The sequence below is a fragment of the Acinetobacter haemolyticus CIP 64.3 = MTCC 9819 genome, from assembly GCF_000369065.1.
GTDB classification, from domain to species: domain Bacteria; phylum Pseudomonadota; class Gammaproteobacteria; order Pseudomonadales; family Moraxellaceae; genus Acinetobacter; species Acinetobacter haemolyticus.
Map to the genome: position 1 here is coordinate 3,642 of NZ_KB849802.1, position 26,528 is coordinate 30,169.

23 protein-coding genes and 3 pseudogenes are annotated in these 26,528 nt (G+C 42.0%); 8 read left to right on the forward strand and 18 right to left on the reverse strand.

What is annotated here, in order from left to right:
* Both F927_RS06735 and F927_RS06740 read right to left on the reverse strand, forming a co-directional pair.
* Window positions 1-854 (reverse strand): BapA/Bap/LapF family prefix-like domain-containing protein (locus F927_RS06735; RefSeq protein ID WP_005082968.1); only part of this gene is annotated, 854 nt, incomplete at its 3' end.
* A gap of 379 nt (window positions 855-1,233) precedes the next feature.
* Window positions 1,234-1,503: pseudogene (locus F927_RS06740) on the reverse strand (cation:proton antiporter); the annotation flags it as partial.
* 56 nt (window positions 1,504-1,559) lie between these two features.
* Between F927_RS06740 and F927_RS06745 the strand changes: the two are divergent.
* Entirely contained in the window at window positions 1,560-2,492 is a 933-nt protein-coding gene (locus F927_RS06745) for an IS5 family transposase (RefSeq protein WP_005081931.1), read from the forward strand.
* A 51-nt stretch (window positions 2,493-2,543) separates the two neighbouring features.
* Here F927_RS06745 and F927_RS06750 read toward each other — a convergent pair.
* Window positions 2,544-2,942 (reverse strand): annotated as a pseudogene (locus F927_RS06750) (neutral zinc metallopeptidase); the annotation flags it as partial.
* Window positions 2,943-2,985: 43 nt separating this feature from the next.
* Window positions 2,986-3,903 carry a DUF808 domain-containing protein gene (locus F927_RS06755; RefSeq protein ID WP_004640320.1) on the reverse strand — a complete coding sequence of 306 codons (918 nt, stop codon included), beginning with the start codon at window positions 3,901-3,903 and terminating at the stop codon, window positions 2,986-2,988.
* Between the two features lie 168 nt (window positions 3,904-4,071).
* On the opposite strand from F927_RS06755, the gene trpS reads away from it, so the two are divergent.
* The 3 genes from trpS to F927_RS06770 all read left to right on the forward strand — a co-directional run bounded on the left by trpS (window position 4,072) and on the right by F927_RS06770 (window position 7,892).
* Window positions 4,072-5,085, forward strand: a complete 1,014-nt coding sequence (gene trpS / locus F927_RS06760; protein ID WP_004640323.1) for a tryptophan--tRNA ligase — start codon at window positions 4,072-4,074, stop codon at window positions 5,083-5,085.
* Between the two features lie 415 nt (window positions 5,086-5,500).
* Window positions 5,501-6,145, forward strand: coding sequence for a YqiJ family protein (locus F927_RS06765; RefSeq protein ID WP_004640325.1), 645 nt, complete (start codon window positions 5,501-5,503; stop codon window positions 6,143-6,145).
* Between the two features lie 34 nt (window positions 6,146-6,179).
* Entirely contained in the window at window positions 6,180-7,892 is a 1,713-nt protein-coding gene (locus tag F927_RS06770; protein ID WP_005082975.1) for a flotillin family protein, read from the forward strand.
* A gap of 91 nt (window positions 7,893-7,983) precedes the next feature.
* Here F927_RS06770 and F927_RS16815 read toward each other — a convergent pair.
* The 7 genes and pseudogenes from F927_RS16815 to F927_RS06805 all read right to left on the reverse strand — a co-directional run.
* A pseudogene (locus F927_RS16815) lies at window positions 7,984-8,624 on the reverse strand (transposase); the annotation flags it as partial.
* Window positions 8,625-8,726: 102 nt separating this feature from the next.
* Window positions 8,727-8,933 (reverse strand): DUF5990 family protein, encoded by a 207-nt coding sequence (locus F927_RS17440; protein ID WP_219342429.1) that lies wholly within the window; start codon window positions 8,931-8,933, stop codon window positions 8,727-8,729.
* Window positions 8,849-9,178 carry a DUF5990 family protein gene (locus F927_RS06785; protein ID WP_265586661.1) on the reverse strand — a complete coding sequence of 110 codons (330 nt, stop codon included), beginning with the start codon at window positions 9,176-9,178 and terminating at the stop codon, window positions 8,849-8,851. The genes F927_RS17440 and F927_RS06785 overlap by 85 nt, the downstream gene beginning before the upstream one ends.
* Window positions 9,179-9,302: 124 nt before the next feature.
* Window positions 9,303-9,710 carry a GIY-YIG nuclease family protein gene (locus F927_RS06790; protein ID WP_005082982.1) on the reverse strand — a complete coding sequence of 136 codons (408 nt, stop codon included), beginning with the start codon at window positions 9,708-9,710 and terminating at the stop codon, window positions 9,303-9,305.
* Between the two features lie 221 nt (window positions 9,711-9,931).
* Entirely contained in the window at window positions 9,932-10,162 is a 231-nt protein-coding gene (locus F927_RS06795) for a hypothetical protein (RefSeq protein ID WP_017394512.1), read from the reverse strand.
* A gap of 130 nt (window positions 10,163-10,292) precedes the next feature.
* Complete coding sequence (locus tag F927_RS06800; protein ID WP_005082987.1) at window positions 10,293-10,721, reverse strand: SPOR domain-containing protein; 429 nt, start codon at window positions 10,719-10,721, stop codon at window positions 10,293-10,295.
* A 66-nt stretch (window positions 10,722-10,787) separates the two neighbouring features.
* Complete coding sequence (locus F927_RS06805; RefSeq protein WP_005082988.1) at window positions 10,788-11,243, reverse strand: GNAT family N-acetyltransferase; 456 nt, start codon at window positions 11,241-11,243, stop codon at window positions 10,788-10,790.
* 758 nt (window positions 11,244-12,001) lie between these two features.
* On the opposite strand from F927_RS06805, the gene F927_RS06810 reads away from it, so the two are divergent.
* The 4 genes from F927_RS06810 (at window position 12,002) to F927_RS06825 (ending at window position 15,341) form a co-directional block, all read left to right on the forward strand.
* The gene (locus F927_RS06810; protein WP_228127565.1) at window positions 12,002-12,874 is read left to right on the forward strand and encodes an integron integrase; all 873 of its coding nucleotides are present in this window, start codon (window positions 12,002-12,004) and stop codon (window positions 12,872-12,874) included.
* A gap of 93 nt (window positions 12,875-12,967) precedes the next feature.
* On the forward strand, window positions 12,968-13,351 hold the full coding sequence (locus tag F927_RS06815; RefSeq protein WP_001055585.1) for a transposase: 384 nt from the start codon (window positions 12,968-12,970) through the stop codon (window positions 13,349-13,351).
* Window positions 13,348-13,683 carry an IS66 family insertion sequence element accessory protein TnpB gene (tnpB, locus tag F927_RS06820; RefSeq protein WP_000618091.1) on the forward strand — a complete coding sequence of 112 codons (336 nt, stop codon included), beginning with the start codon at window positions 13,348-13,350 and terminating at the stop codon, window positions 13,681-13,683. Before F927_RS06815 ends, tnpB begins: the two co-directional genes overlap by 4 nt.
* A gap of 74 nt (window positions 13,684-13,757) precedes the next feature.
* Complete coding sequence (locus tag F927_RS06825; protein ID WP_005080957.1) at window positions 13,758-15,341, forward strand: IS66-like element ISAba25 family transposase; 1,584 nt, start codon at window positions 13,758-13,760, stop codon at window positions 15,339-15,341.
* A gap of 124 nt (window positions 15,342-15,465) precedes the next feature.
* On the opposite strand, the gene sucD is transcribed toward F927_RS06825, so the two are convergent.
* The 7 genes from sucD to sdhA all read right to left on the reverse strand — a co-directional run bounded on the left by sucD (window position 15,466) and on the right by sdhA (window position 26,520).
* Window positions 15,466-16,356, reverse strand: coding sequence for a succinate--CoA ligase subunit alpha (gene sucD, locus F927_RS06830; protein ID WP_004640347.1), 891 nt, complete (start codon window positions 16,354-16,356; stop codon window positions 15,466-15,468).
* Window positions 16,357-16,368: 12 nt separating this feature from the next.
* Window positions 16,369-17,535, reverse strand: a complete 1,167-nt coding sequence (gene sucC, locus F927_RS06835) for an ADP-forming succinate--CoA ligase subunit beta (protein WP_004640348.1) — start codon at window positions 17,533-17,535, stop codon at window positions 16,369-16,371.
* Window positions 17,536-17,671: 136 nt separating this feature from the next.
* A complete protein-coding gene (gene lpdA / locus F927_RS06840; RefSeq protein ID WP_004640350.1) occupies window positions 17,672-19,105 on the reverse strand; it encodes a dihydrolipoyl dehydrogenase in 1,434 nt (477 codons plus the stop codon).
* A gap of 59 nt (window positions 19,106-19,164) precedes the next feature.
* Window positions 19,165-20,352, reverse strand: coding sequence for a 2-oxoglutarate dehydrogenase complex dihydrolipoyllysine-residue succinyltransferase (gene odhB / locus F927_RS06845; RefSeq protein ID WP_005082996.1), 1,188 nt, complete (start codon window positions 20,350-20,352; stop codon window positions 19,165-19,167).
* Window positions 20,352-23,192 carry a 2-oxoglutarate dehydrogenase E1 component gene (locus tag F927_RS06850; RefSeq protein WP_005082998.1) on the reverse strand — a complete coding sequence of 947 codons (2,841 nt, stop codon included), beginning with the start codon at window positions 23,190-23,192 and terminating at the stop codon, window positions 20,352-20,354. Before F927_RS06850 ends, odhB begins: the two co-directional genes overlap by 1 nt.
* Window positions 23,193-23,899: 707 nt before the next feature.
* Window positions 23,900-24,610 (reverse strand): succinate dehydrogenase iron-sulfur subunit, encoded by a 711-nt coding sequence (locus F927_RS06855; RefSeq protein WP_005083000.1) that lies wholly within the window; start codon window positions 24,608-24,610, stop codon window positions 23,900-23,902.
* 14 nt (window positions 24,611-24,624) lie between these two features.
* A complete protein-coding gene (gene sdhA, locus F927_RS06860) occupies window positions 24,625-26,520 on the reverse strand; it encodes a succinate dehydrogenase flavoprotein subunit (RefSeq protein WP_026056325.1) in 1,896 nt (631 codons plus the stop codon).
* Between the last annotated feature and the right edge of the window lie 8 nt (window positions 26,521-26,528).

The window sequence follows — 26,528 nt, forward strand, 5'->3', positions numbered from 1 at the left end:
GCATCAGCATCAGCATCAGCATCCGCATCTGCATCAGCATCGGCATCCGCATCCGCATCCGCATCCGCATCCGCATCGGCATCGGCATCGGCATCCGCATCAGCATCAGCATCAGCATCGGCATCCGCGTCGGCATCCGCATCCGCATCGGCATCCGCATCGGCATCCGCGTCGGCATCGGCATCCGCATCCGCATCGGCATCAGCATCGGCATCCGCGTCGGCGTCGGCGTCAGCATCCGCGTCGGCATCCGCATCTGCATCGGCGTCAGCATCCGAGTCACTCTCATCATTACGGTTTTTACTACCACCGCCACTCGCAGCAGCAATAATTCCACCCGCTACGAGTGGAACACCCCATAACCAAGGGCTTATGCCACCATCGTGATATAATAATGGTGTTATAGAATCAATAGGTTGGAAAATGGCATCCGAAACAGGTGCCTGAACTACAGGAGGGATTGCAACAGGAGTTTCTTCTAAATAAACAGCTGCTTCCATATCAGGTTCAATGTCTGCATCGGCATCAGCATCTGAATCAGCGTCCGCATCTGAATCACTTTCAGAATCTTTAAATCTTGCCCAGATCAGCTTTCCGTCCTGTCCTTGGAAAACTAAACTATTATCGAGGTTTTGGTTATTATCATTCGCAAAGAAGTTCTGAATGACAATTTGCTCTCCATTTTTTAGAAAAACAACCGCATTAGTTCCATCTCTTTTAACTTGTGCGACATCCTCAATAGGCACTTTTATGAGCACAACGGCTGGTTGAGAAGCGGATAATGCTGTAGTGCTATCCGTGGTATTTAAAAGCGTTTTATGGCTTTCCTTGGAAATTATTTGTATTTCAGACATGACCTTGTTCCTCTATTATAATTCGTTAGTTTTCAACTACTTATTGATTCAAGTGATAATCTTTCGCGTATTATTTCTGTTTTTGATTAGGTACAGTTATCAACTCTACTCTAAACCAATTGAGATAAATGTTAAATAGCCCACAGAAAATTCAATTAATGCATGACAAAACAAAATAATTATGTATTTCCAAGCATTTATTTTTTAATATTTTTTTATTTAAGGGTTTATTTTTAGTTACATTTATGCATCAATCCATATTAAAAGTGTTTTAAATTTTATTTAATAATTTAACATTCAAGTGATTTTTTCATCCTTATTTTTAACAAGCGGTCAATAATATTTTTTTGACCACTTGTTAAATAAAAAACAAAATCCATTAAAAATTATCTGGGTTTTCTAAACGCCTTACCTCTTCTCTCTTGTTTGGATGATGCATTGTTGCTACGCCATCATCCATTTTCTGATCTAATAAAACCTCAGGATTATAAATCGTTATTGTTTCACGCCCTAAACTATCTTCACCAACAATATATTTAAAACCTCTTCGATTCATTTTTTTGCATATACGCTGATACAAACCTTTTAGTCCATTTGTTGCTTCATTCGGATTATAATAAAAAGCATTCATCACAGCTGGTAATCCTAAACGGCTTTGTTGCACAAAGCTATTCTTGAAGGCTTCTTCAGCAATATAATTTCCAAATGAAGAAACCTGCCCCTAAAATCTACCGTACAACTAATTGGTCCTCGTATAACCAAGCTTTAATCAAGCGAGGAAATATTTCAATCTGGTTTGATCCCAAGACCCAATGGTATGCACAGCCACAAGGCAAGCATGGACGAAATCAAACTTATTCCGATACAGCGATTCAATGCTGTTTAATGATCAAATCTCTATTCCGTCTTTCTTTACGTATGGTCACTGGCTTTGCTCAAAGCCTGATTAAACTCTGTGGTTTGAATTGGACAGCACCAGATTACTCTACCCTCTGTAGACGACAAAAGCATATTGATATTGTGATAAGCTATCAGAAAAGTCGTGAAGGACTACATCTATTGGTAGACTCAACTGGCTTAAAATTTTTAGGTGAAGGCGAATGGAAGCGTAAGAAACATCAGCCTGAATATCATCGGCAATGGCGTAAACTGCATATTGGTATAGATGCTAAAACCTTGCAAATACGAGCTGTGCAGCTCACAACAAATAATATCAGTGATTCACAAGTTCTTGGAGATTTACTTAATCAAATCCCATTGGATGAGCAGATTGATTCAGTCTATACAGACGGGGCTTATGACACAAAACAATGCCGTCAAGTTATTGCAGATCGGCAAGCACACGCAGTGATTCCACCTAGAAAAAATGCCAAGCCTTGGAAAGATAAAAAAGCTCATTCGCTAGAGCGAAATGAATTACTTCGCACTGTTAAACGTTTAGGCAGGACACTATGGAAAAAATGGTCGGGCTACCATCAGCGAAGTCTGGTTGAAACCAAGATGCATTGCATCAAATTATTAGGCGATAAACTCAGTGCCAGGAACTTTCAAAGCCAAGTCAACGAGGTACATGCCCGTATAGCCATTTTAAATAAATTTACAGAATTAGGCCGACCTCATACCCAAGTTGTCACTTGAATTTAGCTCAATTAGAGTAGCATTGTCTTTCAAACCTTTGTGCAACAAAGCCTCTGCTGGGCAATAAAATGGTCCCATTGCAGCTTGAGCAGTTCCACAGCCAGATCTCACCCCACCACTAAATAGCACCAGTCGTGGTGGCTGATACGTCATTCCAAGTTGCTGAAAAATAGGTGCCCACGTATCTTCTGTATCTGCGAGTATAGTTCCAACAAAATCACTCGCCTCTTTCTGATCCGCAGTTAAATTTTGTGGTGCTGAAGTCTGTTGAGAAGATTGTGAATTCGTTACAGCTTGAGTTGCTTGATAAGCTTGTTGAGGATCAACCCAAAAAAACTTCCATGCAACGAAAGCCACAATTAATCCCAATATACTAATGCCACCTGCCTTTGCTCCGCCACCACGACGATCCTCAAGATTGGTACTAACACGACGACCTTTCCAACGCATAACGACCTCACAATTTATAATGATGACGGCTTAGACTTCAGGCTTATGCTTTTGAACGTAATTTTTGAATAAGGTTTATAATGATCAATACAATAGCTCCGGCAAGCAAACCCACACCTAGATTAATTAAGGTTGGTGTTAAAGCCCCTATAATCGAACCAAAACTCGGTATAAGCTCCAAATGATCAACTGTTTCTTCAGTAAAATGATGTAATAGTGGTATTGTATGCGTGATAATACCGCCACCAACCAAAAACATCGCAACCGTCCCAACTATTGAAAGTGTTTTCATCAGAATGGGAGCAAAACCAAGCAAACCACGACCAATTTTATTTTTTAATTCGGAAGTTTGTTGAGTCAAATATAAACCAAGATCATCAATTTTAACGATCATTGCAACTAAGCCATACACGCCAACCGTCATAACAAGAGCAATCAGGCTTAATACTGTAACTTTAGTCATAAATGCCGCTGTTGCAACAGTACCTAACGAAATCACCACAATTTCAGCGGATAAAATAAAGTCTGTACGTATTGCCCCTTTTATTTTTTCTTTTTCAAACTTAACTAAATCCACCTCTATTTCTTTCAGATTTTCAGCTGCTGCTTCAGGTGTTTGAGCTTTTTTATGATGCAGCAAATGCACAACTTTTTCGACACCTTCATAACAAAGGAATAAACCACCCACCATGAGTAAAGGGTTAATTAACCAAGGTGCAATAACACTGATCAAAAGTGCTAATGGAACGAGAATTAATTTATTAACAAATGATCCTTTGGCAACACTCCAAACTACGGGCAACTCTCGCTCCGAACGTACACCACTGACTTGCTGCGCATTCAAAGCTAAATCATCGCCTAACACACCTGCCGTTTTTTTCGCTGCCATTTTACTCATTACTGCCACATCATCTAATACAGTAGCAATGTCATCGAGCAACATTAACAAACCACTTGCCATATTCTTGTCCTAATTTGTATTTATCTATCGTATTGTAGAATTGCTTTAATGATTCACAAGAATATTTTTGAGAAAAAAAGTTAAAGCAATCGCTGACGAAAATTTTTTATTTCCCGTACAATAATGCCAATCTTATATTGATGAAATCACTAAATCTTGGAACATAACATGAGTAATGCTGATCATCGCCCAATTATTTTGACAGGCGACCGCCCTACTGGCCAACTTCACCTCGGACATTTTGTCGGTTCATTGCGCTCTCGTGTAGGTTTACAAGACAGTCATCACCAACACCTTCTATTGGCTGATGCTCAAGCGCTTACAGATAATGCCGACAATCCAGACAAGGTTCGCAATAATATTTTGCAAGTCGCCCTAGACTATTTAGCAGTTGGGATCGACCCAACCAAAACCACTATTTGTGTACAATCATGCTTGCCAGCGCTCAATGAGCTGACCATGATCTATCTTAACTATGTCACAGTGGCACGTTTAGAGCGCAATCCAACTGTAAAAGCTGAAATCCAATTACGTAATTTCGAACGAGATATCCCAGCAGGTTTCTTGTGTTACCCAATCGCACAGGCTGCAGACATTACTGCATTTAAGGCAACTGTTGTTCCAGTTGGTGAAGATCAACTGCCAATGATTGAACAAACCAATGAGGTCGTACGCCGTATTAATCGTCAAATTGGTCATGACTTATTACCTGAGTGTAAAGCGCTCCTGTCAAACATGGCTCGTTTACCAGGTTTTGATGGCAAAGCGAAAATGTCAAAATCATTGGGTAATACCATTGTATTAAATGCTTCTGATAAAGACATTAAGAAAGCTGTAAATGCAATGTATACGGATCCGAATCATTTACGTATTGAAGATCCAGGTCAAGTAGAAGGTAATATTGTATTTACCTACCTTGATGCTTTTGATCCAAATAAAGAAGAAGTTGAAGAATTAAAAGCACACTATCGTCGTGGTGGTTTAGGCGATGGAGCAGTGAAAAAACGCTTAGAAGGTATTTTACAAGAATTGATCGCGCCAATTCGTGAACGTCGTGCTGAACTTGAAAAAGATCCAGATTACATCATGGATATTCTTAAGCAAGGTACGGAAAAATGTCGTGATATCACTCAGCAAACTTTAGATGAAGTTAAATCTGGACTAGGATTATTCAAGTTTTGATTTAGTCTAAAATATATCGAGAAAGCCCATTTTTTGGGCTTTTTTATTGCAAATAATTGATTTAAGTCTAATTTAAGAACTTCAATAAAAAATTAAAAACTAACAATTTTTGTCACTTATTAACATCTATTAACATCTATTAACACGAATATGCATGAACTAGATCAAAGTTTTAAATATTATAGCGATGTAGATTAGCAAACACTAATCTCATGACATTTCTCCTTTTCAACCGAAACTGTTTTATGCAGATTCGTTGTTCAACGCAATGATCACCCCAATCATTGCGTTTTTTTTTGCTTATAATATTGTGATTAATATCAGTTGAAATTAGGCTGACTTAGATTTATCTTATAACTGTTTTATTTATATAAAAATCTATTAAATATTTCAAAAAGAAATAAGAGTAATTTCGATGATTTTAGATCTCCTAACACACCCTTCAAATTTTATTTTTACTATTGCACTACTGCTATGTTTATTTATTGGTGTTCTTGAAATTTTCCTACTCTTGCTCGGCGGTAGCTCTAGTTTTTTCGAGCAATTTTTACCAGACAGTTTATCCGATGTAAATCAAGCAGATGTTTCGCTTGAACACTCAAACAATGTGTTTATTCAATTTCTTGAATGGCTCTATTTAGGCAAAGTTCCATTACTCATTTGGCTGATTATTTTCTTAGCGGCTTATGGATTAACAGGCTTAATCATTCAAGATATTTTCTACCACCTGACTGAACATTATTTTTCAGCATGGTTAATTGCACCAGCCAGCTTATTTTTGTGTATGCCAATCGTTCGATTTAGTGCAAAATTCATCGCAAGAATTATTCCTAAAGATGAAACTACAGCCATTCATAGTGATGATTTAATTGGCCTCACAGCACATATTGTTTTAGGTGATGCAAAGCCTAATTCCCCTGCTCAAGCCAAAGTCAAAGATCAATTTGGTCAGACACATTATGTCTTAGTCGAACCAGAACTTGATACTATCTTTTATCAAGGCCAAGACGTTATTTTAACGCAAAAAACCAAAATCGGCTTTCAAGCCATTGCTACATAATCTTTATTAAAGTGTTTACATAGAGGGTTTTTAAATGCTTACTTCAGCATTGACTGAAATTTTAATTATTACCGGTATTATTTTCGCTGTACTGATCTTTATTGGGGTGGTGATTGCTCGATTATATACACGCTCTAGCAAAGAAGTCTCTTTTGTTCGTACAGGTTGGGGCGGAGAAAAAGTGATTTTAAATGGCGGTGCAATTGTACTTCCTGTTTTACACGAAATTATTCCAGTAAATATGAATACCTTACGCCTAGAAGTGAAACGTGCTGCAGATCAAGCACTTATTACCCGTGATCGTATGCGTGTTGATGTGATGGCTGAGTTCTATGTTCGTGTTAAGCCTATTGCTGAATCGATTGCGACTGCAGCGCAAACATTAGGTCGAAAAACTATGTCTCCTCCTGAGCTAAAAGATTTGGTTGAGGGGAAATTTGTCGATTCACTTCGTGCTGTTGCGGCTGAAATGGCAATGGAAGAGTTACACGAAAAACGTGTCGATTTTGTGCAAAAAGTCCAACAAGTGGTTTCTGAAGACCTATCTAAAAACGGTTTAGAGCTTGAAACCGTATCATTAACAGGTCTAGATCAAACAAGTTTTAAATTTTTCAACCCACAAAATGCTTTCGATGCTGAGGGTTTAACCAAACTTACAGAAACCATCGAAGATCGTCGTAAGAAGCGTAATGACATCGAACAAGATACTGATCTTGCCATTCGTGCGAAAGACTTAGAAGCTGAACGTAGAAGATTAGAAATTTCTCGCGAAGAAGAATACGCAAAACTGCAACAAGAACGTGAGATTTCGATTCGTAGAGCTGAACAACTGGCTGAGATCGCGTCACAAGAAGCTGGTAAAAAACGTGAAGCTGAAGAAGCTCGTATTGCTGCAGAACGTGAAGTTGATTTGAAAAGAATTGCTGCTGCCCGTGATGTCGAGAATGAAAATATTCAAAAATCACAATTGATTGAAAAGGCACAGGTTGAGCAAAAGAAAACCATTGAGCTTGCGGAACAAGATCGAGCAATCGCGATTGCAGAAAAGTCACGTGCTGAATCTGAAGCAAAAGCGCAAGCAGACAAAGCACGTGCTGAAGCAGTAAAAGCTGAAGAAGAAGTAGTGACTGTACGTGAAACCCAGCGCGCGGAACGTCAAAAAGCCGTCGAGTTGGTTGCAGCAAAACAAACCGCAGAAAAAGATGCAATTGCGATTACGGTAGCAGCCGATGCGGGTAAAAAGGCTGCGGCAGATGAAGCTGAAGCTGTACGTATTGCTGCTGAAGCAGATGCTGAAAAGATCCGCTTAAAAGCGAAAGGTGAAGCAGATGCTAAAATATTGCTTGCTCAAGCTTTAGAGAAACAGTATCAAGTTGATGCCGAAGGTGCTCGTGCGGTGAATGAAGCAGCCAATACCCTTTCTGCTGAGCAAGTGGAAATGCAAGTGCGCTTAGCATTACTCAAACATTTACCAGATATTATTCGTGAAAGTGTTAAACCAATGGAAAATATTGATGATATCAAGATTTTACAGGTTAATGGTTTAAATGGTTTTGCTGGTGGTTCTGCTGTGTCAGGTGATAATGCAGAACACGGCACAACAGCTTCATTATCTGATCAGGTGGTGAATAGTGCCCTACGCTATCGTTCACAAGCTCCACTTATTGATAGCTTAATGAATGAATTAGGTCTTCAAGGTGGCGATATCAATGGTTTAACTCAAGGGTTGAAACCAAAATCTGAATAAGCATTTTGATCTAAAAAGAGCCTTCATTATGAGGCTCTTTTTTATATAAAAATAATGAAATGGCGCACAGGCGCCGCGGTAATACCCCCCTTATTAATTGATCTAAATCCCTAAGCACACGTTGTGCTGGTAGTGAAAAATCCACGACCATTGCCAAAGACTCACGATTATAATCATCGATAAAGTCCATCGCCCATGATTCATTCTTAGATGTCGGTGTAGCAAGCTTTTCAGGCACTTCACGGTTAATTCGTTTGTTTGGTTTGATTCTTAAGTTGAGTTCAAGCTCCTTGTAAATGCGATCAACTCGTTTATGGTTCCATTTGTATTTTTTTACGTTGCGCAAATACAGAAAACACAGCTTAAAGCCCCATGTTTTATGGGTATTGGTCAGTTGAATCACCCATTCGGCAATCTGCTGATTTTCAGTTGCTTGTTGAGCAAGTGATTTACGTTGTCTTGGCCTTAAAACTTTTTTGATAAGGCATCTTGCAAGACATCAGATTTAAGTCGCTCATCAGCATACATTCGTTTTAAACGTGCATTTTCCGCTTCAAGCTCTTTAAGGCGAGTCATCAGTGATAAGTCCATACCACTGTATTTTGACTTCCATTTGTAAAATGTTGCTGTACTCATACCGTGTTCACGGCAAAGATTGGGTACAGGTGTGCCAGCTTCTGCTTGTTTTAAAATACTCATGATTACACTGTCTGAATATTTTGATGTTTTCATAGAAAATCTCCTTGGATAAAGGTTAATCGATTTTCTACTTTTAAACTCGGTTAATTTGTGGGAGCATTACCCGACCGCTGCAACGGGTTGTTAGACGACCGCCTAGGCGACATGCCAACCTCCCGCCAGCAGTGGCACTGTCGCGCAGGCTGCGCCGCCCTTTGAATCAGTGCCTGCAAATTGCACCTCTAGAACCCCAGCGCGCTTCGCCTTCGCGGCGGCTATCAGCTTGCGATGATGCCTTCGAGCCCAATCTTGGCGCGCCGAGCTACATCGGTGCCGACCTGACCGACATAGGTGCCAATGCACAAGTAGACGAACCGCTCTCCAGGGCAACCCTGAACTGCCGACCCTCTCAGGCGAATGCCGGCGGCAGAGTCTTCTACCACCTCAATTGCGAAGTCGAAGGTGATGCGATCCTTAGTTGTGGAAGTTGGCTTCACGAGTTCATCGCGACCGAGTTGAAGTGCCCACAGGATATTTGGCGGAGGCTCCACTACGACTATGCGCAGCGAAAGCACTTCCGTAGAGCTTTTCTTCTTGGATGCAGGCATGAGGTATCCGCGGTCGTCTAACGCTGGAGTTAAGCCGCCGTGCATAGCTCGGTCGGCTTGAACGACTTGTTAAATTTCTATAGCCATAAGAATTCATGACTATCAGTAAATCCAAATTTTCAATCTAAGAAAGACTTGTAATTCTCGCGTAGTTGATATTTAGATACTCCCAACCATCCTCAATCAACTCGCGGATTGTATGTAGATATACGTCAGCCAAATCATGCCCGCCAAAATGTTGATGAGGCGTTTCTAGGTCTAACGCAGCATTCGCTGGAACTAAATGGAAAAATTCACGCCTAGGATTTACCCGGTGCCCTCTCATGACTTCATGAGCTGCTTCCTCTGCCAACTTCATATTTGGCACATACCAAACATATTGAAAGTACATAGGCATTGCCGTGCCAGATGAGTGTAATTGCTGTACTCTTCTAACAGGATCTACCGAGAGTCCTATCTTAATTTCATTCGGATTTGTGCTATTGACAAGAATGTATATATAGCCAGGGCCTTTTGGTGATTTTCCAGCCATAAAATCAAATCTCTATATAAGAACTTTTAAAAGTATAGTTTACAGTCAATCCCCTGAATATTCATGACAAGCTATCGATGCTGATTGAAATTTAACGCCTTGCTAACCGGCAGACAAAGTGGTGATGCTTTTGTGCAATAATGAGCATAGCGAATGCACAAAAGGAGCGCCGCTTTGGCTGTCCAGCGGAGCCGAAGGCGTAGCGGTGGTTGAGCAACTTGTTATGTGTGCTTTCTGCATATTTCAGCAAGCTCCTCAATGACCATGGCCTTAACCCCTGAATTTAATTGGCTATTTTTTTCTAACGCGTCACTAAGCACATTATTGATTTCAATCAGTTCTTCTTTCTCGCAACGCAGTCGCCAGATATCAGCCTTCACAGGTGCAGTTCTCGTTTGAGACTTTAGCAGCGGAGAAATTTTAACATTCTCTTCCAGAATAGAAGCTGCCATTTGAGATATGTAAAATTCAATCAACTTTCCAGCGCCCCTAATTTATGCCCTTATGACTCTGACTCTGATGACACATAACGTTTGAGCTCAGGCCGCGGCCCGTCAGGGCCGTCGCGCCTGCAGCGAATTGTTAGGCATAGGCAACCTGTGGCTCGCCAAATGCCTGCTTAAACTTAAATATGTCCTTTCCAACGACAAAGACCCGATATCTGGTGTCGTTGCGAGTATGGTACGCAGGTATGTCGTTCCTGATCGCTTTGATGCCAACGGACGCCAGCCGAGACTCCATAGCTTCTGCGGCAGCCTTCTCTTTGTAGAATCCAACTATATGCCAGTGCTCCATTCTCATGATGAAGTCATAGAAGAACTGACATGCTTCTTCTTCAGAGCGTGAACTAAAGATTGGTGGTTCATCTACCCCACGCTCTGTATAGAAAACGGACCAGGTGCCGCCACTCTCTCGGAGGCTGTAAACGTCGCTCCCATGGCCATTCACCACGAAGTTTTCCGGGCTGCATCCCTCTGCTGTGAGTTTCTCTGAAATCTGGGAGGAGTTCATTCCTATGCCTAACGTAGAGCTAACCGGACTGCGCGGCTTTCTGCGCAGGTCCGGTTGAGCGCCGGGTTATGCCGGAATGGCAATGTGATAGACAAAGAATTGTTCATCACGCCTCCAGCCCGCAGATTGATAAAGGGACTGGGCTGTCTCATTGTTCGTTGCTGTTGATAACGAGACACGAACAGCCCCCAATGATTTTGCAAAATCAGTAGCAGCGGACATCAATTTTGAGGCAACGCCTTTCCTGCGAGCTTGCTCATGCACGAAAAGATCGTTGAGCACGAACACACGAGCAAGCGATACCGACGAAAAACTGGGATAGAGCTGGGTGAAACCAACAGGTGTATTGCCTTCATGTGCAATGAATAAGACCGACTCGCCGTGATTGAAGCGGGCGAGCAAAAACTCGCGCGCGGCGGAAATGTCGCTAGGGCGACCATAGAACTGACGATAGCCATCAAGGAGTGGTACAAGAGCCTCAAGGTCAGAAAGAACGGCTTGGCGAACGATGATATTGCTCATATTTCTCCGTAGGAGGCATAACGCCTGAATTAAGCCGCGCCGCGAAGCGGCGTCGGCTTGAATGAATTGTTAGAGCCCACTACGCGAGCTCCGTATCTCTCTAGATGAGTGTGGCCAGCTACGGCCAGTTCTTGCGCAACTGTACTCTTTTCCGGTGGCTGAAACTAAGCGAACGATGCACACGAATGGGTGGCCGGACGAGCTAAATTGCGGTTCCGGGTAGCCTCCAAACGAGCCAAACTCCACTGTGATGAGTGCGGAGGCTAGTGGGCGGCCAGCTAGGCGATTTGCCAAATAGGTGGAGTAGCGAGATGCGGCAGCATCTGAGGCAACTCCATTTGGCACGCCTTGTTCTGAAAGAAGGTTTAGCTCTACGTGCGTTTCTCCGCGATTCTTCAACTCCAGGTGGAGCATGCCGATTCCCCAGTAGCCTTGGATATCGTTGTTGCGGCTTATGAAGGTATCCGCCAAGCCACAGGCCAATCCCTTCAGGTCGCGAGTATTCAGCATGTGGGCTCTAACTATAGTTATACGGCAAATTGCCATATAACTTTCTAAAAAATTGATGCATAATTTTCTGTATACTCTATTAAGGTTTAGTTTTTCAAAATATAATACGGACACAAAATAATCACGTCAAGTGTCTTATTATGGATATTCATTCACAAATTAAATCATTGAAGCTACTTGATAAAGTAGCTTATATTGCACGTTATAGACACTTGAGTCTTTCGACTGAAAGAACTTATGCACAATGAATTAAGCGTTATGTTTTATTTCATAACAAGCAACATCCCATACAATTAAATGAACAACATATAAAAAGTTATCTGGCATATTTAGTCAATAAAAACGGCGTTAGTAAATCTACACATAAACAAGCTTTAAGTGCTTTAATTTTTTTGTATAAAGACGTACTCAATATTGAATTGCCACATATAGATGACTTGGAAAGACCAAAAATCACGCCAAGACTTCCCGTAGTACTTTCCAAAGAAGAATTAAATGCCATTTTTAGCCACTTAAACCCTGAAGATTTATTTAAATGCCAGTTACTTTATGGCACAGGAATGCGTTTACTCGAGATGTATCAATTACGGATTAAAGATATTGATTTTGGTTTAAATCAAATTACAGTCCGAGCTGCCAAAGGAGACAAAGACAGAATCACCATACTTCCACAAAAAATCAGCACGCTATTACAAAATCAAATCCAGCACGCAAAACTTTTTTTTGATCAAGACCGAAATCTTGGAAAAAATGGAATTTATCTTCCTGATGCACTTGCCAAGAAATATCCTTATGCTGCAACACAATTTGCTTGGTTTTGGCTTTTTCCAGCTTCACATGAATCCACCGATCCTAGAAGTAAAATCGTGCGAAGACACCATCAACATGAACAAACCTTGCAACGAAATTTCAAAACAGCAGTTCTTAAAGCAAATATCTCCAAACCAGCAACTTTACACACCTTACGCCATAGTTTTGCTACACATCTATTACAAGCAGGGCAAGACATTCGGACAGTGCAACAACTTTTAGGACATAGTAGCGTAAAAACAACAATGATTTATACCCATGTCCTTGCAGTAAATAAACTGGGAACAATCAGTCCACTAGATTTTATTTGATAGCTACGTAAGCATCCGGCTAACACAGCCTTACCAAGCGATCCTATAAGCCTTAATTTAGTTCCCACCTAAAAACAAGTGGGGACTTAATCCATGAACATGGATATATATTCAGCAACACCTCCTGTTGCTAAAAAACGCCGAAAATACAGCAAAGAATTCAAACTCAGTATTGTCAATGCCTGCAAAAATCCTAATACCTCGATCGCTTCGGTCGCACTGCAACATAGTATTAATGCCAACCTTGTCAGTCGTTGGATCAGGATCTTCAGCCATCATGAGGGTGCCGTGCAGGATCCTACTCATGTGAATCCAGCATTTATTGCTTTGCCTTACACTGCTGCAATCAGCCAACCTATTGATGAGAGGATCACGTTGTGTATCACCGTGCCTCATACGAATAATGATATTCAGCTAAAATGGCAGACATCAGAAATACCTGCCTTGGCAGAATTACTCAAGGCACTTGCAACATGATCCGCATTGATGAAATCTGGTTGTCTACTCAGCCCATGGACATGCGTGCAGGTATGGATACGACCATGGCTCAGGTGGTGAGAGCCTTTGGCTACATCAAACCGCATTGTGCTTACCTGTTCTGTAATAAACGTGGCCATCGCATGAAAGTGCTGGTACATGATGGATTGGGCATCTGGCTGTGTGCCCGGCGGCTGGAACAGGGCAAATTTCACTGGGCTCAAGTTCACCAAGGTGAAACCGTGGCCCTCAGCCCGGAACAGTTACAGGCACTGATCCAAGGTTTGCCCTGGCAGCGCATTGGACGACAGCAGGTGGTGACGATGCTTTAAACCAGGCTCGACCATTCTGCTATTCTCCAAACGTTCTATTTCATTCTTCTCATGACCTCAGGCATACTGCGGTCATGAATACGCTGCCTGACTTAAGCCAACTGACCCATGAACAACTGCTGGAATTCACCAGGCAGTTGGCGCTGCAGCATCAGTCTCTAGCACAATCAAACCAACAATTGGATGCCAAAGTTCAACATCTTTCTATTCTCAATCAAAAATACGAGCATGAACTGGCGCTGTTTAAAAAGCACAAATTCGCCCAAAAGAATGAACACTTAACGGCAAAACAAATCCATCTGTGGGATGAAGCGGTTGAAGAAGATATTGCCGCGGTTGATCTAGAACTGGAACGGCTAAATGCAGATAAAACCAATGCAGCGACACAGAAAGCCAAAACCAATAAACCTAAACGTCGACCACTGCCAGATCATCTACACACCATCCGTATTGAGCATGAACCTGCATCAACCCAATGTGCTTGTGGCTGCCAACTCCGTCGTATCGGCGAAGATGTCAGTGAAAAACTGCATTTCAGACCGGCACAGTTCTATAAGGAACAGCATGTGCGTGGTAAATGGGTCTGTGATCAGTGTGACACTCTAACTCAGCAAGCGATGCCCGCCTATGTGATTGATAAAGGCATTGCTTCACCTGAATTGCTCAGCCATGTGCTGGTATCGAAGTATGCCGATCATTTGCCGCTGTACCGTCAGCGCCTGATCTATCAGCGGGCTGGCATTGATCTGTCCAGATCCACTTTATCTGACTGGATAGGTCGCTGCGGTGTAGAACTGGAACCTCTGGCCAATGCCTTAAAAGAGGTGGTGCTGCAACAGCGGGTGCTGCATGCAGATGAAACACCGGTCACCATCATGCGGATGGGTGAGAATAATAAAAAACCGAAGAAAGGTTATGTCTGGGCCTATGCCACCACACAGTATAATCCAGTTCAGGCGGTGATCTATGACTTTCAGGATAGTCGTTCAGGCCAGCATGCTGAAGAGTTCTTGAAAGGCTGGCAGGGCTATCTAGTCTGTGATGATTACAGTGGTTATAAAGCACGTTTTAAATCAGGCCAGGTGATTGAGGTGGGGTGCATGGCCCATGCACGTCGTAAATTCCATGAACTGCATGTAACTGGGAAAAGTCAGGTTGCTGAACAGGCCTTAGTGCTGATTCAGAAACTGTATGCGATAGAAGCAGAACTCAGGAAAAAGACCGATGGTACAGCGGAAGACCGCCGCGAATACCGACAACAGCATAGTCAACCAGTGATGCAACAACTATATGAATGGCTCAACCAACATCATCTGACAGTGCCATCGAGTTCTCCCACCGCCAAGGCTATCAATTACACTCTGAAGCGTTGGCCAGCCTTAAGCCGCTATCTGGATGATGGCAATCTACCGATATGCAACAATTGGGTAGAGAATCAGATGCGTCCCTGGGCGTTGGGACGCAAGAACTGGCTGTTTGCAGGTTCGCTGCGCAGTGGTCAGCGAGCGGCAAACATCATGACTTTAATCCAGTCAGCAAAGCTGAATGGCTTGGATCCGTATGCCTATTTAAGTGATGTGCTGAAAAGGTTACCGACACACAAAGTGACCCAAATTGAAGAATTGCTGCCGCACTGCTGGAAACCTAAATCGAATTAAAAAATAGGTATGGGATTCAGCGGACGCTTACATAGCTACAGCTTATAAGCACACCAATAATATTTTCCAATTTAAAAAACCCCAATGTCACCATTGGGGTTTTCTCAGATTAAAGTCTAACGAATTACGCTAAACCTTTCTCTTTCAATACTTGCATCATTGTTGAACCAAGCTCAGCTGGGCTACGAGTGTAAGCCATTCCCGCACGTTCAAATGCAGCGAATTTCTCTTCAGCAGTACCTTGACCACCAGAAATGATCGCACCAGCGTGACCCATACGCTTACCTTTAGGCGCAGTTACACCTGCGATGTAACCCACTACAGGCTTAGTCACGTTAGATTTGATGAATTCAGCAGCTTCTTCTTCTGCTGTACCACCGATCTCACCGATCATGATGATTGCATCAGTATCTGGATCGTCTTGGAACAATTGAAGTGCTTCGATCTGGTTCATACCTGGGATTGGGTCACCACCAATACCGATACAAGTAGACTGACCTAAACCAAGCTTAGTTGTTTGAGCAACAGCTTCGTAAGTCAATGTACCTGAACGTGAGATGATACCAATACGACCTGGTTGGTGGATGTGACCAGGCATAATACCGATCTTACATTCACCTGGAGTGATCACGCCTGGGCAGTTAGGACCAACTAAACGAGTACCGTTACCGTTAGTTTCCAAGTAGCGTTTAGCTTTAAGCATGTCGATTGTTGGCACACCTTCAGTGATCACAACGATTAGGCCAACACCTGAATCAACTGCTTCAACGATTGAGTCTAAAACGAATGGAGCTGGTACATAGATAACAGAAGCATCAGCTTGAGTTTCACGAACCGCTTCTTTCATTGTGTTGAATACTGGTAGGTCAAGGTGAGTTGTACCACCTTTACCTGGAGTAACACCACCAACAACTTTTGTACCGTAGTCTAAAGCTTGTGCAGAGTGGAAAGTACCGTTTTTACCAGTAAAACCTTGTACCAATACTTTAGTGTCTTTATTAATTAATACGCTCATGATTGATACTCCTTACGCTTTAACTGCAGCTACAACTTTTTCTGCGGCATCAGATAAACCGTTCGCAGAAATTAATTTCAAACCAGATTCATCAAGTAATTTCGCACCTAACTCAGCGTTGTTACCTTCTAAACGAACAACAACTGGTACAGTTACGTTTACTTCTTGAACCGCTGCAATAATTGCTTCAGCAATCATGTCACAACGTACGATACCACCGAAGATGTTGATTAAAACACCTTGTACAGAAGTATCAGCAAGGATGATTTTGAACGCTTCGATTACGCGCTCTTTAGTTGCGCCGCCACCAACGTCAAGGAAGTTTGCAGGCTGACCACCATAAAGTTTAATGATGTCCATAGTTGCCATTGCAAGACCAGCACCGTTCACCATACAACCGATGTTACCTTCTAAAGCAACATAGTTAAGATCAAATTCAGATGCTTTTAATTCACGCTCATTCTCTTGAGATTTGTCACGTAAAGCAGCAACTTTAGGTAAACGGTAAAGCGCGTTAGAGTCGATACCTACTTTCGCGTCTACACATAAAATATCGCCATTTTCACGAACTGAAAGTGGGTTAATTTCAAATAATGCAAAGTCATTTTCTACAAATGCTTGGTAAGCTGCGCCCATAATTTTTACAAATTGGCTCACTTGCTTGTCTTTCAAACCTAAAGCAAACGCAACTTCACGCGCTTGGAATGGTTGTAAGCCAACGAGTGGATCAACTTCAACTTTGATGATTTTTTCAGGAGTTTCTTCTGCAACTTTCTCGATTTCTACACCACCTTCGGTAGAAGCCATGAAAGTAATACGACGGCTAGAACGGTCTACAACCGCGCCTAAGTAAAGTTCACGCTCAACTGGGTAGACGTCTTCAGCAACGATAATGCTGTTAACAGGTTGACCATTTGCATCTGTTTGATACGTTACAAGACGAGTACCAATGATGTTGTTCGCGAATTCGATAACATCTTCTTTAGATTTTGCAACTTTAACACCGCCAGCCTTACCACGACCGCCCGCATGAACTTGCGCTTTCATTACAGCGAATTTACCACCAAGCTGTTCAAATGCAGCAACTGCTTCGTCTGCATTGGTTGCCAAGATACCTTCTTGTACTGGCATTCCGTATTCTTTCAATAACGCTTTAGCTTGATACTCATGTAAGTTCATTTAGTTACCTACTATGTTGTTTGGTGTGATACAGCCCAGTTGTTTTTAGAGCTGGGCTGCTACATATTGAGTAAATGAAAGTCTAAATAAGACCATCATCATCATTTAAAAAAGTGTGGCAAGCCACACTTTTTGTTTATTTACGCTTACGTTGAATTGCGTGGATTGCACGACCATCAACAGAAAGCGCCGCTTCATGTACAACTTCAGAGAATGTTGGGTGACCAAAAGTCATCAATTGCAAATCTTCAACTGAAGATACAAATTCGAGTGCGATCATACCTTGGTGTACGATGTCAGACGCATTTGGACCAACAACGTGCATACCTAATAGACGATCAGTTTTTGCATCAGCAACAAACTTAACAAAACCGGCAGTATCACCTGCAGCCAATGCACGTCCGTTCACCGCAAATGGGAATTGACCTGCTTTAACTTCGTGACCTTTTTCTTTCGCTTGCTCTTCGGTTAAACCAACCCAAGCTGCTTCTGGATGCGTATAAATAACGCTGATGATTGTGTCATAGTTCACTTGAGCAGCATGACCGTGAATACGCTCAACAGCCATTACGCCCTCTTCCATTGCTTTATGTGCAAGCATTGGACCACGAACTAAATCACCAATTGCATAAACACCTTCAACAGATGTTTGGCACTGATCATTCACATCAACTAAACCGCGTTCAGTGAGTTTAATGCCAGAATCTTCTGCCAATAAACCTTCTGCATATGCTTTACGACCTACACATACGATTAACTTGTCAAAAACTTGTTCTTTGTCTTCGCCAGCTTGGTTATATTTAACCGTTACTTCGCGACCATTGGTTTCAGCACCAGAAACTTTTGCACCGATACGAATATCTAAACCTTGTTTTTTCAAGATTTTTTGATATTCCTTCGCCAATGCTTTATCAGCCATTGGTAAGAATGCATCTAATGCTTCAAACACAACAACTTCAGAACCAAGACGACGCCATACAGAACCAAGCTCAAGACCGATAACACCTGCACCGATGACACCAAGACGCTTAGGAACTTCTGGGAATTTCAATGCACCAGTAGAATCAACAATTAAATCTTCATCTACAGGAGCAACAGGAATGTTTACAGGTACAGAACCCGTCGCAAGAATGACGTATTTCGGTTCTAAAACTTGTACATCACCTTCAAATGGTGTGAATTCTACTTTTTTACCTGCAAGTAATTTACCTGTACCTTGTAACCACTCGATACCATTACCTTTAAGTAACTGAGCAACACCACCAGTTAATTGTTCAACAACTTTGTCTTTACGCGCTAACAAAGTATCTAAATCAAATTTAACTTCACCAGTCGTAATACCGTGTTCAGCAAGTTCGTGAACAGTAGCTTCATAACGATGAGAAGAGTCAAGTAATGCTTTAGAAGGGATACAACCCACGTTTAAGCAGGTACCACCTAAAGATGGCTTACCGTTATGAATACGTTTTTCAATACAAGCGACTTTGAAGCCAAGTTGAGCTGCACGAATCGCCGCTTCATAACCACCAGGTCCACCGCCAATAACAACAAGATCAAACTGTTGAGACATTTTTATCTCCAAAATCCCATATAAAGGATCACTTTATATGGGAGGCAATATTTGTAGTATTAAAGATCAAGAATGAGTTTAGCTGGCTCTTCTAACAATTCTTTGATTGTTACCAAGAAACCAACAGCTTCTTTACCATCGATTAAACGGTGGTCATAAGAAAGCGCTAAGTACATCATTGGCAAGATTTCAACTTGACCATTCACTGCCATTGGACGTTCTTGGATTTTATGCATACCCAAAATCGCAGTTTGTGGCTGGTTTAAAATCGGTGTTGAAAGCAATGAACCGAACGTACCACCATTAGTAATTGTGAACGTACCACCCGTCATTTCTTCAATCGATAATTTACCTTCACGTGCTTTGCCAGCATAAGCAGCGATACCGCTTTCAACTTCAGCATAGTTCATGCGATCAGTATCACGAAGGATAGGCACAACTAGACCACGGTCACTTGATACTGCAACACCGATGTCATAGAAACCGTGATAAACGATATCATCACCATCAATAGATGCATTTACAGCTGGGTAACGCTTTAACGCTTCAGTTGCTGCTTTAACAAAGAAAGACATAAAGCCTAAACGAGCACCATGACGTTTTTCGAAAGCATCTTTGTATTGCTTACGCATTTCCATGATTGGCTTCATGTTAACTTCGTTGAACGTGGTTAACATTGCAGTTTGTTGTGTAGCAGCCAATAAACGTTCAGCAACACGCTTACGTAAACGAGTCATTGGAACACGTTTCTCGATGCGCTCGCCTACAGCAACGCTTAATGGTTGAACTGATGCAGCTGGTTTGTGGTTTGCAACATCTTCTTTAGTGATGCGACCACCACGGCCAGTACCTTGTACATCAGCAGCATTGATACCTGTTTCAGATAACGCTTTACGAACTGCAGGCGCTTGGTTTTGATCAACTGGTTGAGTTGACGCAGCAGTAGGTGCAGATGCAGCAGGTGCCGCTTCTGCTGGTGCAGCAGCTTCAGGAGCAGCTGCAGAAACAGCACCAGCTTCGAATTGAGCGATAACTTCGTCAGAAAGAACGGTATCACCTTCATCTTTAACGATTGCAACTAAGCTACCATCAGCTGGAGCAACCACTTCTAAAACAACTTTATCGGTTTCAATGTCACAGATCACTTCATCACGTGATACAGGTTCACCTACTTTCTTGTGCCAAGTTGCGATCGTACCGTCAGCAACTGACTCTGGAAATACCGGTGCTTTAATTTCGGTTGCCATTATTTAGAATCTCCTGATTGTTCAACTTCAATCGCAAGTGCGTCGTTGATAAGCTGAGCTTGTTGTTTTGCATGCAGGTAAGGCGAGCCACAAGCAGGTGCGGCAGATGCTTCACGACCAGCATAGCTAATACGAATTTGTTTACCAGATTTAAGAACGTCTTCATACAAACGAGGAACGATGAATAACCAAGCGCCCTGGTTCTTCGGTTCTTCTTGTGCCCAAACAAGTTCTTCGATGTTTGGATACTGAGCCATCACTTCAGCTAAGCGCTGTTCTGGATAAGGATACAATTGCTCGATACGAACAAGCGCAATATGGTTTAAACCAAGCTCACGACGCTTTTCGAGTAAATCGTAATAAACCTTACCACCACAAAGCACTAAACGAGTGACATCAGCTTTGTTGATTTGATCCACTTCATCGATCACAGTTTGGAATGAACCGTTTGCCAATTCATCTAAAGATGAAACAGCAAGTTTGTGACGTAATAAAGATTTCGGTGACATCACGATCATCGGCTTACGGATTGGACGAACAGCCTGACGACGTAACGCATGGAAAATTTGTGCTGGTGTTGTTGGTGTAATCACTTGCATATTGTCTTCTGCACAAAGCTGCAAGAAACGCTCTAAACGCGCAGATGAATGCTCTGGACCTTGACCTTCATAACCATGTGGTAACAACATCGTTAAACCACATACACGCTCCCACTTGGTTTCACCAGAAGCGATGAATTGGTCAATTACAACTTGTGCACAGTTTGCGAAGTCACCAAATTGCGCTTCCCAAACAATTAAACTTTTTGGCAAAGTTGTGGCATAGCCATATTCAAAAGCAAGTACAGCTTCTTCTGACAATAAAGAGTCATAAACCGCAACACGTGGTTGATTTTCTTTAATGTGACACAGTGGAATGTAAACAGATCCATCCACTTGGTTATGTAACTTAGCGTGACGGTGAGAGAATGTACCACGACCAACGTCTTCACCTGTAATACGAACTAAGAAACCATCATCAAGTAAAGTTGCATAAGCTAAAGTTTCAGCCGCACCCCAGTTGAGTGGCATTTCACCAGTTTGCATTTTAACGCGATCATCAATCACTTTCTGAACTTGACGCTGTAACACAAAGCCTTCAGGCAATGTATTCATCGTTTTACCAAGCTCTTTCAAACGATCAATGTTGAATGTTGTATCCCAAACATCGGTATATTCGTGACCCAAATAAGGTGTCCAATCAACAAACATATGTTTGTTTGGTTGGCGAACCAATGCATTTGCAACATGATTACCTGCTTCTAGATCAGAGCGATAATCTTCAATCATTTGATCCGCACTTGCGCGATCAAGAATTTTTTCTTGTACCAATTGGTCTGCATATAAAGTACGTGTAGTCGCTTTTTTATTGATGACTTGATACATCAATGGCTGAGTCGCAGATGGCTCATCAGCTTCATTGTGACCACGACGACGATAACAGAACAAATCTAAAATCACATCTTTGCGGAACTCATGACGGAAATCATGTGCAAGTTGAGTCGCGAAAATGACAGCTTCAGGATCATCACCATTCACGTGGAAAATCGGAGCCTGAATCATTTTAGCAACGTCAGTACAATACTCCGTCGAACGTGTATCACGTGGATCAGATGTCGTAAAACCAACTTGGTTGTTGATCACGATATGAACCGTACCACCGACTGTATAACCACGTGTCTGTGACATTTGGAAGGTTTCTTGGTTAACACCTTGACCTGCGAATGCCGCATCACCGTGAACAATCACAGGAAGCACATCATCACCACCAATGTCTTTACGACGTACTTGACGCGCACGTACAGAACCTTCAACCACAGGACCAACGATTTCCAAGTGTGATGGGTTAAATGCAAGTGCTAAGTGAACTTCACCGCCCGGTGTCATAACATTCGAAGAGAAACCTTGGTGATACTTCACATCACCAGAACCTTTTTTATGCAGGCTCTTCCCTTCAAACTCACCAAATAAGTCAGCCGGGTTTTTACCCATGATGTTGACAAGAAGGTTGAGACGACCACGGTGTGGCATACCAATCACAACTTCTTTACAACCAACACTACCCGCGCGTTGAATGATTTCGTTCATCATTGGAATAAAAGACTCACCGCCCTCTACGCCAAAACGCTTCGCACCAACGAATTTGTTACCAAGATACTTTTCTAGACCTTCCGCAGCAGTTAAACGCTCTAAGAAGCCTTTTTTCTGATCATTGGTGAAATTAAATTTACCGCGCACGCTTTCTAAACGTTGTTGAATCCAACGCTTTTCTTTCGTGTCAACGATATGCATATATTCTGCACCAATTGAACTGCAGTAAATCGCTTCCATTGCCTCAATCATTTCAGACAATGTTGCTTCTGCTTTGCCAATTGCGAGATTACCAGTATTGAATACTGTATCTAGGTCTGACTTGGTTAAACCGTGAGCTGATAAATCGAGGTCAGGAACATTTTCACGTTTCGCAAGACCTAATGGATCGAGTTTAGCTTTTTGATGACCACGGTTACGATACGCAGCGATGAGTTGTAAAACACCAATTTGACGACGCTCATGCTCAGTACTCACGGTACTTTGTACCATTGGTTGTACCCGATTCGCATTGCGTCCTAACAAAAGGAACTGTTCGCGTACATTACCGTGTGGTTGATCACCTTTAGGGTATTTGTCGAAGTATTCACGCCAATCCTCAGAAACTAAGGTTGGCGATGATAGGTACAGCTCGTAAAGATCTTCAATATAAGCTGCACTATCAGCAGAAAGTTCAGTGTCAAGACGCAGCGCGTCAGCAACTTCTTGCATTTTTGGACCCATTTCCTATTGCAAAAAATAATTCGGGCTGCCTTTTAAGCATACCCATGATTCATAATGTCAAATTGGTAACAAGACACTACCGCCCAAGGTCTTTCGACCTCAGGTCATCATTACTACACATCAGGAGTAATCCTTTGATGTAATAAATGAGCTATGCACCTCTGAACGCAAGGCACATAACTCATTCTTATACTCGATAGAATCGAGCAATTTTTTGCAAATCATTTTAGAAAAATTAAATAATTTTTTAACTTTTCTAAAATAACTTTTCAGCTGCAAAATTTTAATATTTAAATGATGCAATTTCTCCTATAACAAGGATACGCTCATTTTGGGTTTTTAGCTGTGGCAGAAATGCTAACATGTTATCAAGCTCGGATTGATTTTTTTGACACATACCATCTATAAAGCAGCGAAATACATACAACAAATTATGCTCTAATATACCGCCCTTTTTATGAAAGTTGCGCTTTTATCGACCAAAGTTTAACAATCGCTACAATTCTTGCACAAACTTCACGCACAGCGATCAAAAAGACAGCAGTAATAAACTTATTCATTTAATCAATTTGATTTAACAGCAAAACCAATAATTGATATTTTCACTCTCAAACAACAATAGCTCTTACCAAAAGTGTCTTTAAATAGAAAAAGGAGGCCAATACAAAGCCTCCTTTTTTTTGTTGGAAAACGAATTATCCCGCTTGATCCAACAACATATTACGAATGTGACCAATTGCCTTTGTCGGGTTCAGACCTTTAGGACATACAGATACACAGTTCATGATTCCCTTACAACGGAACAAAGAGAATGGATCATCTAAACGAGCCAAACGTTCTTGAGTTGCTGTATCGCGAGAATCAATAATAAAGCGATATGCATTTAACAACGCTGATGGTCCAAGGAACTTATCAGGGTTCCACCAGAATGATGGACAAGACGTTGAACAACATGCACAAAGAATACATTCATACAAACCATCTAAGTGCTCACGCTCTTCTTGAGACTGTAGACGCTCTTTTGGTGGAGCTGGCTGGTTGTTAATCAAGAATGGCTGAATTTTGTTATATTGATCGTAGAACTGGTTCATATCTACAACCAAGTCTTTTACCACTGGTAAACCAGGCAAAGGACGAATCACAATTTTCTCAGGTAGGTCGTTTAAATTCCATAAACAAGCCAAACCATTTTTACCATTAATGTTTACACCATCCGAACCACAAATACCTTCACGGCATGAACGACGGAACGTTAATGTTTCATCTTGAACTTTCAACGCAAGTAACGCATCAAGCAACATACGATGCTTATCCGTTAACTCAAGTTTAAAAGTTTGCATGTACGGCGCTTTGTCCTTATCAGGATCATAGCGGTAGATTTCGAATGTACGAGTGCCTCTACTCATCTTTGTTCTCCCGATTAGAATGTACGTGGTTTTGGTTCAATTGCTTCAACCGTTAATGGACTGAAACGTACTGGCTTATATTCAAGACGGTTGTCTGATGAGTACCATAATGTATGCTTCATCCACTCATCATCACGACGACCGTAAGAATAAGTTGGGTGATCAGGTGCTAACTCATAGTCAACAACCGTATGCGCACCACGACACTCTTTACGAGCAGCAGCAGAAATCAAGGTTGCTTTCGCAACTTCATACAAGTTTTCAACTTCTAATGCTTCTACACGCGCAGTGTTAAATACCTTAGATTTGTCTTTCAAGTGAATATTGCGAACACGTGGTTCAATCGCAAGGATCTCTTTCACACCCTTATCAAGTAATGCCTGTGTACGGAATACACCAGCATGATCTTGTACGATATCACGAATCGCATCAGCAACTTCTTGTGCATTTTCACCAGATGTAGACTCATCTAATTTACGCACACGCGCCAAGGTATTTTCTAGCACATCATTTGGTAATGGTGCATAGTCATCACCGTGATGCTTAGTTACATAATCAATGATATGTTCACCAGCAGCTTTACCAAATACCACAAGGTCAAGCAACGAGTTGGTACCTAAACGGTTTGCACCATGTACAGATACACAAGAACATTCACCAATTGCATAGAAACCTTTTACAGGCTTCACATAATCACGTGTACCTTTATAGGTATATTCTTTCGTGTCTTTATCATAGTGCGCAGAGAATTCACCCTCTTCAACACCATGTGGCACAACCACTTGACCATGAATATTGGTTGGAATACCACCCATTTGATAATGGATTGTTGGTACAACTGGGATTGGTTCTTTAGTACAGTCAACGTTTGCGAATTTTTTACCAATCTCAAATACAGATGGAAGACGCTTCATAATCGTTTCAGCACCCAAATGCGTCATATCTAATAAGATATAATCTGCTTTTGGACCACAACCACGACCTTCTTTAATCTCTTGGTCCATTGAACGTGATACGAAATCACGAGGAGCCAAGTCTTTTAAAGTTGGTGCATAACGTTCCATGAACGGTTCGCCGTCTTTGTTACGAAGGATACCACCTTCACCACGACAACCTTCTGTCAACAATACACCCGCGCCCGCAACACCTGTTGGGTGGAACTGCCAGAATTCCATATCTTGCAATGGAATACCTGCACGCGCAGCCATACCAAGACCGTCACCAGTATTGATATAAGCATTGGTTGATGCACGATACACACGACCCGCACCACCTGTAGCAAATAATGTAGCTTTCGCTTGGAATACTGCAATATTACCTGTTTCTTGATCGTATGCAGTTACACCAAGTACATCACCTTCTTCATTACGGATTAAATCTAATGCAATCCATTCAACGAAGAACTGAGTACCCATTTTCACGTTGCTTTGATAAAGCGTATGAAGCAATGCATGCCCAGTACGGTCAGCAGCAGCACAAGCACGTGGAACCGCTTTTTCACCATAGTTTGCAGAGTGACCGCCAAATGGACGTTGATAAATCGTACCATCTTCGTTACGGTCAAACGGCATACCCAAGTGTTCAAGCTCATATACAACTTTTGGCGCTTCACGCGTCATGAACTCGATAGCGTCCTGATCACCTAACCAGTCAGAACCTTTTACCGTGTCATAAAAGTGATAGTGCCAGTTATCTTCTTGCATGTTACCTAACGACGCACCGATACCACCTTGAGCAGCAACGGTATGCGAACGTGTTGGGAATACTTTGGTTAATACTGCAACCTTCAAGCCCGCTTGAGCAAGTTGGTAAGCTGCACGCATACCAGAACCACCACCACCAACGATGACTGCATCGAATGATAAGGTCTGGATGTTTGAATAATTTTCATTAGGGGTAGTTGCCATGATCTCTTCCT